Genomic DNA, 11,948 nt, shown 5'->3' on the forward strand with positions numbered 1-11,948 from the left:
TCAAATCCATTCAGACTGGGCTGCCAGCATTTCGTCCTGCAGCACCTTTTCCAGCACCGGCGCGACCATGCGGGCCAGATCGTGCCCCGCCTTGCTGTCAGCGGCATAATGCACGCCCGCCCATTCCCGGTTTTCCGCAATCCGCCGCGCGCTGCGGAACAGTTCCGAGCTGGCGGGGTGTTCCGGGATCATCCGCGAAATCATGAATGCCACAGCAAAGGACTGGAACGAATGGTTGCTGGGATAGGACGCGTGGCCGGGGTTATCCAGAAACGGGCGCAACCGCGGTTCCAGCTGATTGGGCCGCATCACATTATACCGCGCCTTGTACCGCAGCCCGATTTCGTCGGTCAGCGCCATAACCTTCAGGATCAGCGATATTGTCGCGTCATAACCGCCTGCATCTTCGATATTCAGCGGGCGCAGATAGCGTGACAGTTCGAACGTGGCTTCGGTCGTAATCTCCTGACGGCGCAGGGCCTGGGCGGGTTGCGTCAGCAGGTATTGCTTGACCAGAAGGTCCTGACACTGACGGCGCAGCTCCTCCATTGAAGGGGGCGGCGCCAGCGGCAGATCAATCCATTCATCGATCAGATCATGCAGCTTTTCACGTTCTTTCCAGGGTTCCTGCATATCCGGTGCCGTATTATCAGCATCGATGTCATAGCGGTTTCTGTTGCGGTTTCGATTGCGGTTTCTGTTCCGGTTCAGGCTGCGGTTTCTATTGCGATTGCGGTTCCGGTTCAGCGCCAGCAAAGACACCAGAGACCCACCGCTGGCCATGGTCACGCCCGAGCTGTCGCTTGGCCCGACCTCTTGCCCGCCGTCTTCGTTCAGTTGCAGTCCGCTGGATGTTACAAAAAACCGATTTTCTTTTAATATAAGATCACTGTCCATGATATCTCCTTCAATATTCTGATCTTCTAATCCCCTCGATCACGAACGTGGCGGCATCCTTGTTCGTCAGTCGAAAACGCTCTTTCTGTGTCAATTCCGATTGAAAATCCGGGTCGATGGCAATCAGCTTTTCATATGCCCGCTTTGCCTTGTCGATTTCACCCAGATGACCGTAATTCGCGATCAGATAGCGCATGGCCGCGATGAACCGCGGCTGCTTGGCCAGCGCATTTTTGGCATAAGCAATCGCCTCGCGGTGACGGCCCTGCATCGTCGCGGCCATCGCCAACGTGGTTTCATAGGTATAGCTGATCGGGCTATAGGCGCCCAGATAATTGGCGCGTTTGGCGGCCTGATAGGCCGCGTCGTATTCGCCGATATAAAACTTGTGCAGAGCATAATGATCCCACACAAACGCCTGCGAACTGTTCAGGTTCAAGGCCCGCGTCATCAGTTCCCCCGCGGCGGTGTGATCACCAAAGGCATAGCCCATCACATGCCCCAGACAGGCCAGTGAAATGCTGTTGAACGGGTTTGCATCCAGCGTTTCGCGCACCAGAATGCGGGTCTGTTCGGCCATGTCGTCTTCCAACCGGCCAATATTTTCCCCCAATGCAAAAGTGGCCGCATAGGATCGAAGCGACGGAAACACCGAATATCCGCTGCCCTTTTGCGCCTGATCCAGCAGATCAATCGACCGCATCAGACTGGCGTGATCCAGCTTGAACATCAGGTTCAGCGCCGTGTAGCCCGCGCGATTATGGCCATCACTGCCACCGGGATAGATGTCATCTTCGAAAATCGATTTCGCCAGCCGTTCGACGTTTTGCGAAATGAACCCCGACATCAGCATGCTGTCGGGCTGAAACAGTTCATCAACGTCCATCTGAATGGATTGGCTCCACTCATACGTCATGTTCGACGTGCGGTACAAAAACAGGGTCAAGGTGATCTTTTGCCGGACCTGCAGCGCGCGAACACGGATGAAAAATTCCGCTTCACAGGCCTGGGTCAGATTGATCTGATCATCCGAATAGGACCGGAAATCAATGACTTGCAGCGGCTGAAACTCTTTCAGGTTCCGCGCGACGGTTTCCTGTATCTGATCGGCGATATGTGACGTGAAATCGCTGCAGCCATGTTCGATATTGGGCAGGAAGCCCAGACAGTAAACCGGCGCGATGTTTGGCAGATCGCTGATTTTGGCGACCTGGCTTTGCGCGGGCGCGGGCCGGTATTTTGGCAGGTTACGCGCCAGATCATCCCAAAGCTGACGTTCGACCGTCAGCCATTCTTCGAATTCCTCATCGGCAACGTCGCAGCCTTCCAGCAGCTCGGTCTCGCGCGTCACACCAAGCGTATGACACAAACCGGGGTCATTTTTCAGCGCAGGCAGATCGATCCAGACCTTGTCCAGACGCAGCGCGATAGACTGGCGATCAATCTGCAGAATATGATCCGTCATCGCGCCCAGATCTTTTTTGATCTCGAACACCGTCTGTCGCAGGCTGGTTGACGATTTCTGTTCGTCGCTTTCGCTCCACAGTTTCGACCGAAGCCAGACGCGTGTCCGCTGCGCCCGCGGGGCCAGCGCCAAAAGCGCGATCATCCCCTGTGCCTTGCGATTGCGCAGCGTCAGGGGCGTGCCGTCTTTGGTGGTGATTGTCAGGGGGCCAAGGACATGGATCTTGGCAAGGGCGGCCGCCGGATCAGTCTGATGAGTGGTCCTGATCCGGGACCTGTCTTGGGGTGGGAAAGGTGCGTCTGGATGCGCCGCTGCCGGTTCGCGGATATCATTGTGCTGACGCATGACTATAACTTTTCGCAAAATATGAGTGCTGGGGGAGCCATGATATATGCCACCAGAAGGTCCCCATTTGAAATTGTGCCATCCTCACTTTGCGCACCGTAGCGATGCATCCAAACGCAGAATCAACCTACAATTTCCAGCGTTAGGTTTCCGTTAGGTAAACTTAAGAATACGTTAATTTTTGCGTTTTGAGTGCATTTTTTTGGGTTTTACATCCTTTGGTTTAAGATCTTTTAGGTAATTGTACCTGAAATTGCATCATTTTGCATTACTGGGTGCCATTACTTTCGATCTGGAAACGAATTTCCGACTCAGTTGGGTCTGTGACGGTGTCTTGCCCGCGGCATTTTTAACCCATCTGAATGTGAGTGGTTGCGTGGAACGATATTTCTTATAAATATAGTAAGGAATAAGAAAGGGCACACTGGCATAATGATTCCGCTCAGACATCCTCAGCCCGATCAGCTGCCTCAGGCGGTTCGCAGTGACAGCTGGCAGATTCTGAACCACCTTCGGTTTGTCGCCGCCAAATGTCGCGTCGCGGCCCGGACCGATCTGTTTCAGGCCTGTGCGATGTTGTCGGTTGATAAACAAACGGCCCGCGATACCCATGCCCACGTTCTGATGCGGTGTCTGGCGCAGGCCATTGGCAAACGCCCTGTGCTGCACGCGCCCGGCACGGCCGAGGTATCATTTGACGAAAGCTGGCTGATGCGGCTGATCGAAACCGCCGCGGGGCAGGATGATGACAGTTTTCAGTTCCTGCTGCGGTCCCGTGTGCCCGCCCACGCCCGTCGCAATGTGGCCGGTCTTGTGCGGTCAATATCCGAGCAATTTTGTCATTATTTAGAATAATTCTAAATACATCTTGGCAACGCCACGGAATGCGTTAAATATGGTGTCAGCCAGCACGACGCCAGCCAAGTTGACACTTTTATTCGGATCAAAGGACCAAGACATGACACAGACTGCAGCCGCCCTTTCAACAGATGCGCGCGCCCAACTGGTGGACGCGTTGAACCAATCTGTGGCTGAAACGGCAGTAACGACAATGCTGGCGCAGAATTTCCACTGGAATGTGACAGGTATGGCCTTTGGTCCGCTGCACGCGCTGTTTCAGGAAATCTATGAAGACCATTTTCAGGCCCAGGATGACCTGGCCGAGCGGATCAAGGCGCTGGACGCACATGCCGAAGGCACGCTGGCCGGAATGCTGAAACGGTCAAAGGTCGATGAACATGACGGTCACGCCGGTGACAAGGAAATGATCGAGACGATGAAAATTGCGCAAGAAACTCTTGCGGCGACGCTTGCTGGCTGCGGCGAACTGGCGGCCGAAAATGGCGATACCCTGACCGAAGACCTGTGCATCGCACGTGGTCAGACCCACGAAAAATTCGCCTGGATGCTGCGCGCGCATCTGCGTTGAGATATCGGATTGGGGCTCTGCCCCAAACCCCGGAGTATTTAGACCAAGAAGAAGATATAAAGAGCACTCCCAGCCTTCTTCTTGGCAAAAATACTCATAATCCCACCGTACGCCGCCCTAAGCAGGCGTTAGCATTTCTCGTCTAAAACCCGATCCCACGACGTCGAACCAAGGAAATGGTTTTTCCAGAACTTGCGCTGCGGATTTACGACCCACAGTGCAAGCCGCCTGAAAGATCATGCATGAGACTTGAAGGTGGGGGAGTAGCGCCCCTTTCTGGCAAAACCAACCCAAAGACGGTGGCGCCACCTTTCTTATAAATATCCGACAAAACGAAACCCCGCCACCGGACGGTCGCGGGGCTGAAGCTGCGTCGACATTCACCCGATGGCGGCGGCTTTGACGTCTTCGTCGATGAAGGGCACATATTGTGCGAAGTTTTCGGCAAACATCTCGACAAGCTTGGCGGCCTGCGCATCATAAGCGGTCGTATCGGCCCATGTGCTGCGCGGGTCCAGCAGCCCGGCATCGACATTGGGCACGGTCACCGGCACTTCAAACCCAAAGTTGTTATCCTTGCGGAATGTCGCTTCGTTTAAAGATCCATCCAGCGCGGCCGTCAGCAGGGCGCGTGTGGCCTTGATCGGCATGCGTGATCCTGTGCCATAGGCGCCGCCGGTCCAACCCGTGTTCACCAGCCAGCAGGTCGCGCCGTGCTTGGCGATCTTTTCGCGCAAGAGGTTGCCATAGGCTTCGGGCCGCCGCGGCATAAACGGCGCGCCAAAACAGGTGCTGAAGGTGGGTTCAGGTTCAGTCACGCCGCGTTCGGTGCCCGCAACCTTGGACGTGAAACCCGACAGAAAGTGATACATCGCCTGCGCCGGGGTCAGCCGCGCGATGGGGGGCAACACGCCAAACGCATCGCATGTCAGCATGATGATATTCTTCGGATGCCCACCAAGCGCCGTATTCGATGCGTTTGAGATATAATCCAGCGGATACGCACAGCGCATATTCGCGGTCAGGCTGTCATCGTCGAAATCCAGTTCAAAGGTTTCTTCGTCAAAGACCATATTTTCGATAACAGTGCCGAATTTTTGCGTGGTGGCAAAGATCTCGGGCTCGGCCTCGGCGCTGAGGTTGATGGTCTTGGCATAGCAGCCGCCTTCAAAGTTAAAGGTGCCGCGGTCGGACCAGCCGTGTTCGTCATCACCGATCAGCACGCGGTCGGGGTCCGCAGACAGGGTCGTCTTGCCGGTGCCCGACAGACCAAAGAAAACAGCGGTATCCACCGGGTTGCCCTCGGCATGATTGGCGGAACAGTGCATCGGCATGATGCCTTTTTCAGGCAGCAGGTAATTCAGCAGGGTAAAGACCGATTTTTTATTTTCACCCGCATATTCGGTCCCGCCGATCAGGATCAGCTTGCGGTCAAAATTCATCGCGATCACGGTGTCGCTGCGGCAATCATGCCGCGCGGGGTCGGCTTTGAAGCTGGGGCAGTTGATCACGGTGAAGTCGGGGGTAAAGCCATCCAGCTCTGCCCGGTCCGGACGGCGCAGCATGTGGCGGATGAACAGCCCGTGCCAGGCCAGTTCAGTCACCACGCGCACATCCAGACGGTGCGATGGGTCGGCACCCGCATACAGATCCTGCACAAAATAATCGCCGCCCTTCATATGCGCCAGCATGTCGTCATAAAGGGTATCGAAGCCTTCGGGTGACATGGCCGCGTTGTTGTCCCACCAGATATGCGGCTCAACCGAGGGTGTTTTGACCACATGTTTGTCCTTGGGGGACCGGCCCGTGAATTTGCCTGTTGTCACCAGAAAGGCACCGCCGTTACCCAACGTACCTTCGTCGCGCGTCAAGGCGGCCTGGATCAGGGCAGGTTCGGTCAGGTTATAGTAAACAGCGCCCAGCCCCGTTATGCCCTGGTCGTCCAGTTTCTGGTTCGGGTTCACGCGTCCCAATGTCATCAAACTTCTCCTGATCACTGCGCCACTGATTTTGCGCTGTTGGCTTCCCCTTAGCACGCCGGATCGGAATGTGAACAGGATGTAGCGAAACGTTAGCGCAACCAGCGTCAGGTTAGCGCAACCACGGCAATTCCTTGCGACGATTTCCGGGGGAATTGCACGTTTCTGGGCTGAATGTGAAATCAGGACGCGCGCGAATCGCAGTTAACTGTTGCGTCTATTTCAGAAAAAAGGGACATTACCGCGATAGGTTAGGCCTTGGATTGGGGCTGTAATAAGGGAAGATTGCATGTCTAAGATCGCACTGGTGGATGATGACAGGAATATTTTGACATCTGTTTCCATCACTCTGGAAGCAGAGGGATTTGAGGTCGAAACCTATAACGACGGTCAATCGGCGCTGGATGCGTTCAACAAAAAACTGCCTGATATTGCCGTTCTGGACATCAAGATGCCGCGCATGGATGGCATGGACCTGCTGCAGCGATTGCGTCAGAAAACCTCGATGCCGATCATCATGCTGACCTCGAAAGACGATGAAATTGACGAAGTTCTGGGCCTGCGGATGGGGGCCGATGACTATGTTAAAAAACCGTTTTCCCAACGTCTTCTGGTTGAACGGATTCGCGCGCTTCTGCGGCGTCAGGACGCGATCGAAACGAATGAGGTCGGTCAGACCGAAGACACCAAACTGATGGTCCGTGGCAATCTGTCGATGGACCCGTTGCGCCATTCGGTCAGCTGGAAGGGGCGCGATGTTTCCCTGACTGTCACCGAATTCCTGCTTTTGCAGGCCCTCGCGCAGCGTCCGGGCTTTGTAAAAAGTCGTGACCAATTGATGGATGTGGCCTATGATGATCAGGTCTATGTGGACGATCGGACCATCGACAGCCATATCAAGCGTCTGCGCAAAAAGATGCGGACCGTTGATGACGAGTTTTCGGCCATCGAGACACTGTACGGCATCGGATACAGATACAACGAAGAGTAGATGACTCTGTCACCGAAGATCGATATTCACGACCTGAAATCTGTCCGCGACGCGGATGTCGTTCTGGGCGACGACTTTGTGGCGCCGGACGGGGCGGTTGACAAAGAACTTCGGGTGCGGCGAGAACGCCGTCGGGTTGTGTCGATCAACCGGTCGCCACTGGCGCGCAAGATAATCACATTCAACCTTATGGCATTGATCCTGCTGGCTGTCGGTATCCTTTACATGAACCCCTCGCGCGACAATCTTGCCTTTCAGCGCGCAACGGCCTTGGTGGACGAAGCATTCCTGATTGCAGATGTGTTTGAGGCCCAGATCCCAAGCGGGCAGTTGCTGAATACGGATGTGGGCAACGTCGTCAACGTGCAGCAGAGTTTGGATCGCCTTCAGTTGCGCAATGCGATCGATGTTTTTGTATACAACCCCGATCAGACATTGGTGGCCTCTAGCATAGGCTTGGAGCGAGAAGGATTGGACCGCATCGAAGGGCTAAGCGCCGATTTTCAAACGACCTTCATAACCGATTTTATGATATCAGCTTGGACATCCGTGAACGATTTTCTGTCGCCGCTACTGATCCAGCAGCCCGATCTGACCTCAGAAGAACAGGCACGCCTTTTACTTACAGATGCGATTGCCGGTGAAACCCACGTCAGCACGGGCCAGGACCGTTTTGGTCTGACCGTTTTTACGGTCGTGACGCCGATCATGGCGGGCGATGTTGTGATCGGTGCCGTGGCGGTCGGCAGTGCCACGGGCGAAATTGACCTACTGGTTCGGGCGGAGCGGGAACAGGTTGTCCAGATTTTCTTTCTGGCTGTCATTGTATCTATTGGCCTCAGCCTGGTTCTGGCGTCGACCATCGCAAATCCACTGGCTGATCTGGCCGCTGCCGCCGAACTGGGGCGGGACAAGAACGCGCGCAAGATGTCCCCGGGCCGTATCCGTATTCCCGATCTGACCGCGCGGCCTGATGAAATAGGCCGATTGTCCGGCGCGTTGCACGGGATGGTGGGTGCGCTTTATGACCGGATCGAGGCCAATGAACAGTTCGCCGCCGACGTCGCACATGAAATCAAAAACCCACTGGCCAGTCTGCGGTCTGCCGTGGGCACCATGCGGGTGGCTAAACGTGACGATCAGCGCGAACGGCTGCTTGAGGTCATCGAACACGATGTCCGGCGCCTTGACCGGCTGGTCAGCGATATCTCGAACGCGTCACGTCTGGACAGTGAACTGGTCAAGGAAGACGAAGAAACCTTTGACCTGCTGAACCTGCTGACGCGCCTGGCTGAGCATCTGCAGCGGGATGCAGACGAAAAAGGCATCGAATTCATCACCGATTTTCCTGCCAAACCGATCCGCGTGCAGGGTCTGGAAGAACGTCTGGCGCAGGTCTTTGTCAATCTGATCACCAATGCGATTTCTTTTTGCGGCAAAGATGACGCAATCCGCATCTGGGCACGCAAACGTGAAAACCGCGTGCTGATTGTGGTCGAAGACACCGGCCCCGGTATCCCCGAACAGGCCCTGTCCAAAATCTTCAAACGCTTTTATTCCGAACGTCCCGAAGGTCAGTTTGGCAACAACTCAGGCCTGGGCCTGGCGATTTCAAAACAGATCGTCGAGGCCCACGGCGGCGTGATATGGGCCGAAAATATCCGGCCCTCTGAAGGCGATGCCAATTCACCCCCTCTGGGGGCCCGCTTTGTCGTTGGCCTGCCTGTCTGACCTGACGTGACAGCCAAAACCGACATCGTCTATCGCGGCAGTTCGGTCGCTGTGAACGAAAAAGCGCTTCTGATCACCGGTGCCTCGGGGGCTGGAAAATCTACACTTGCGTTGCAGATGATCACCCAGGGGGCCACTCTGATCGCTGATGATTACACGGCTTTGCGGACAAATGGCCGGGACCTGATCGCATCAGCGCCCGATCCGATCCGCGGCAGCATTGAGGTGCGCGGTCTTGGCCTGTTATCCGCAGAAACGATCGGCAGTGCGCGGGTGGTCGCCGTTATCGATCTGGACCAGACCGAAACACAAAGACTTCCCCCCGCGCGTCACATCGATATATTAGGCACCACAATCGATTGTCTTCACAAAATAGAGGGTCCCCATTTCCCCGCAGCGCTTTTGCAATATTTAAAGTTTGGTCGACAGAACCAGGATACTGAATGACTCAGCAATCAGCGCCCGCATCGCAGGCGCAGACAGCAACCGAAAATCGCATTGTACTTGTGACCGGACCGTCCGGGGCAGGGCGATCGACGGCTATCAAGGCGCTGGAAGATATCGGGTTTGAGACCATCGATAATCTGCCGCTTAGCCTGTTGCCACGTCTGTTGGACGGCCCGCCGTATCCGAAGCCTCTGGCGCTTGGTATCGACGTGCGTAACCGCGACTTCAGCGCCACTGCCCTGATCGAAACCATTGACCGACTGCGCGACTGGCCCGAATTTGACAGTGAATTGCTGTATCTGGATTGCCGCAGTGATGTTTTGTTGCGTCGCTATTCCGAAACGCGCCGCCGCCACCCCATGGCCCCCGCCGAAAGCCCCGCCGACGGGATCGAGCGGGAATACGACCTGCTGGCCCCGGTCAAGGTGCGGGCGGATGTGTTGTTGGACACCTCGGATCTGACCCCACATGACCTGCGCGCCGACATCGAACGCTGGTACGCGCCGGACGGGCGCGCGCAACTGGCGCTGTCGCTGCATTCGTTTTCCTATAAACGGGGGCTGCCGCGTGGCATTGATATGGTCTTTGACTGCCGCTTCCTGCGAAATCCCTACTGGGACGAAACGCTGCGCCCGCTGACGGGCCAATCGCCCGAGGTGGCCGCCTATATCCAGCAGGACGACCGCTATCAGCCCTTTTTTGACCACATCGCCGCCTTGGCCGGGATGCTTTTGCCGGCTTATATCGACGAAGGAAAATCGCACCTGTCGATCGGGTTCGGGTGTACCGGGGGGCAACACAGATCCGTTGCCGTTGCGGAACATCTGGCAAAGACCCTTGCAGAGACAGGCTGGCAGGTGTCAACAAGACACCGTGAATTGGAACGTCGTGGCGGCCTGACCGCCCCGGCCCAGGAAAGGTAAGGCCCGCGTGATTGGTATTGTCATCGTCGCGCATGGCGGTTTGGCCAGGGAATATCTGGCCGCTGTGGAACATGTTGTTGGCAAACAGGAAGGCATGCGCGCCATCTCGATTGAAATCGATGATGACCGCGTGGCCAAGCAAAACGAAATCTGTGATGCCGCGGATGCCGTTGACACAGGCAACGGCGTGGTCATCGTGACCGATATGTTCGGCGGGTCGCCCTCAAACCTGTCATTGCGCGCCTGCGGGCCGCAAAACCGGCGCATCCTGTATGGTGCAAATTTGCCGCTTTTGGTGAAACTTGCCAAGTCCAGAATGCTTCCGGTTGCCGACGCAGCGGAAAAAGCCAGAATCGCGGGCCGTAAATATATTGACACATTGAATGTGAGCGCCGAAGAACGGTCTTCATGACAAGTCAAATCAGTCGCGTATTGGAAATTGTGAACGAAAAGGGGCTTCACGCACGGGCATCAGCCAGGCTGGTCGAAGTCGTCGAGGCACATGACGCAGAGGCAGATGTCACAAAAGATGGGTTATCTGCAACGGGGAACAGCATAATGGGTCTATTGATGTTGGCAGCGTCGAAAGGAAGTTTTATAAAAGTCGAAACTAGGGGCCCAGAGGCGCTGAAACTGGCCGATGCGCTGGAAGCGCTGGTGGCCGATAAATTTGGCGAAGATGCCTGACCGGTGTCATAGCGCATGAGGATGGACTTTGGTCGACAGCTATCAGCAGGAACTTGATGTGAGCCGCCAGGGTGATCCGGATTTTGTGCCGTATGACATGCGTAGGCTGTCTTACGCGAATACCTTCACAAATCCGTGGAAGGCGAACACCATCCGCACGATGGAGTGGATGACGGGCAAGATCACTCTGTTACGCCTGATCCGTAAGTTTGAGGCGATGGGCGCCCCCCACGGCCAACCCTTCTGGCGCCAGGCGCTGGATGTGATGGGCATATCGCTGATCACACCCGCAGCGCAGATCCAGCGTATCCCGGAAACCGGTCCTGTGATCATTGTGGCCAACCACCCCCACGGGCTGATCGACGGTATGGTTCTGGCCGAACTGGTGGGCCGCGTCCGCACGGATTACAAGATACTGACCCGGTCTCTGCTGACCGGGGTCGAGGAAATCGACCAGTTCATGATCCCCGTACCCTTTCCCCATGAAGAAGACGCGCTGAAACAAAACCTTGAGATGCGCAAAAAGGCCATGGACCACTTGAAGAAAGACGGTGTTGTGGTTCTGTTCCCCTCGGGCGTCGTGGCCTCGTCCAAAACGATGTTCGGCCCGGCGATTGAGGCCGAATGGCACCCTTTCACCGCCAAGATGATCCAACGATCCGGCGCGACCGTGGTGCCGATTTTCTTTCCCGGTCAGAATTCGCGGTTGTACCAGATGGCCAACCGCATCTCGGCCACACTGCGCCAGGGGCTGCTGATCTACGAAGTGGTCCACGCCCTGAATAAACCCCAAGGCCCGGTGGTGGGTGAACCGCTGGATAGCGATGAGATCAAAGAATGGTCCGACAACCCCCGCGGCTTCATCAGCTGGCTGCGCGATCAGACGCTTGGGCTGAAAAAGCAAGGCTGAACAAAAACCTAGAGCAAGATGAGATCAGGTTGAAGCGTATCCTGAGTTGACAAGGTAATTCGCACATTCCTGCGGGGTGAAGCGGTCGAGCAGCTTACCGATCCTGCGCCATGTTGCCTCTATCGTGCGTTCGGCGGCGTCTCG

The 11,948-nt window shown here is 55.9% G+C and carries 12 protein-coding genes; 9 read left to right on the forward strand and 3 right to left on the reverse strand.

The window, feature by feature from the left end:
- The gene (locus H7848_RS16860; RefSeq protein ID WP_208353854.1) at nt 1-897 is read right to left on the reverse strand and encodes a phosphatase PAP2 family protein; all 897 of its coding nucleotides are present in this window, start codon (nt 895-897) and stop codon (nt 1-3) included.
- Between the two features lie 10 nt (nt 898-907).
- Nucleotides 908-2,707: a tetratricopeptide repeat protein gene (locus H7848_RS16865; protein WP_208353856.1), complete on the reverse strand. Its 1,800-nt coding sequence runs from the start codon at nt 2,705-2,707 to the stop codon at nt 908-910.
- 432 nt (nt 2,708-3,139) lie between these two features.
- Here H7848_RS16865 and H7848_RS16870 point away from each other — a divergent pair, with 432 nt between their 5' ends.
- Both H7848_RS16870 and H7848_RS16875 read left to right on the forward strand, forming a co-directional pair.
- Nucleotides 3,140-3,562, forward strand: coding sequence for a hypothetical protein (locus H7848_RS16870; protein WP_208353858.1), 423 nt, complete (start codon nt 3,140-3,142; stop codon nt 3,560-3,562).
- A 103-nt stretch (nt 3,563-3,665) separates the two neighbouring features.
- Nucleotides 3,666-4,136: a Dps family protein gene (locus tag H7848_RS16875; RefSeq protein WP_208353860.1), complete on the forward strand. Its 471-nt coding sequence runs from the start codon at nt 3,666-3,668 to the stop codon at nt 4,134-4,136.
- Between the two features lie 380 nt (nt 4,137-4,516).
- On the opposite strand, the gene H7848_RS16880 is transcribed toward H7848_RS16875, so the two are convergent.
- The gene (locus tag H7848_RS16880; RefSeq protein WP_208353863.1) at nt 4,517-6,115 is read right to left on the reverse strand and encodes a phosphoenolpyruvate carboxykinase; all 1,599 of its coding nucleotides are present in this window, start codon (nt 6,113-6,115) and stop codon (nt 4,517-4,519) included.
- Nucleotides 6,116-6,404: 289 nt separating this feature from the next.
- Between H7848_RS16880 and H7848_RS16885 the strand changes: the two genes are divergently transcribed.
- The 7 genes from H7848_RS16885 to H7848_RS16915 are packed head-to-tail and all read left to right on the forward strand — an operon-like array spanning nt 6,405 to nt 11,804.
- Nucleotides 6,405-7,106: a response regulator transcription factor gene (locus H7848_RS16885; protein WP_208353865.1), complete on the forward strand. Its 702-nt coding sequence runs from the start codon at nt 6,405-6,407 to the stop codon at nt 7,104-7,106.
- The gene (locus tag H7848_RS16890) at nt 7,107-8,837 is read left to right on the forward strand and encodes a sensor histidine kinase (RefSeq protein ID WP_208353866.1); all 1,731 of its coding nucleotides are present in this window, start codon (nt 7,107-7,109) and stop codon (nt 8,835-8,837) included.
- A gap of 6 nt (nt 8,838-8,843) precedes the next feature.
- The gene (locus H7848_RS16895; protein WP_336512143.1) at nt 8,844-9,284 is read left to right on the forward strand and encodes an HPr kinase/phosphorylase; all 441 of its coding nucleotides are present in this window, start codon (nt 8,844-8,846) and stop codon (nt 9,282-9,284) included.
- Nucleotides 9,281-10,207, forward strand: a complete 927-nt coding sequence (gene rapZ, locus H7848_RS16900; protein ID WP_208353870.1) for an RNase adapter RapZ — start codon at nt 9,281-9,283, stop codon at nt 10,205-10,207. The genes H7848_RS16895 and rapZ overlap by 4 nt, the downstream gene beginning before the upstream one ends.
- 7 nt (nt 10,208-10,214) lie before the next feature.
- Nucleotides 10,215-10,619 (forward strand): PTS sugar transporter subunit IIA, encoded by a 405-nt coding sequence (locus tag H7848_RS16905; protein WP_208353872.1) that lies wholly within the window; start codon nt 10,215-10,217, stop codon nt 10,617-10,619.
- Entirely contained in the window at nt 10,616-10,894 is a 279-nt protein-coding gene (locus H7848_RS16910; protein WP_208353875.1) for an HPr family phosphocarrier protein, read from the forward strand. Before H7848_RS16905 ends, H7848_RS16910 begins: the two co-directional genes overlap by 4 nt.
- 28 nt (nt 10,895-10,922) lie before the next feature.
- Nucleotides 10,923-11,804 (forward strand): lysophospholipid acyltransferase family protein, encoded by an 882-nt coding sequence (locus H7848_RS16915; RefSeq protein WP_419555523.1) that lies wholly within the window; start codon nt 10,923-10,925, stop codon nt 11,802-11,804.
- Nucleotides 11,805-11,948: the final 144 nt, after the last annotated feature.

Source organism: Pseudaestuariivita rosea, assembly GCF_017592335.1.
Lineage (GTDB): Bacteria > Pseudomonadota > Alphaproteobacteria > Rhodobacterales > Rhodobacteraceae > Parasulfitobacter > Parasulfitobacter rosea.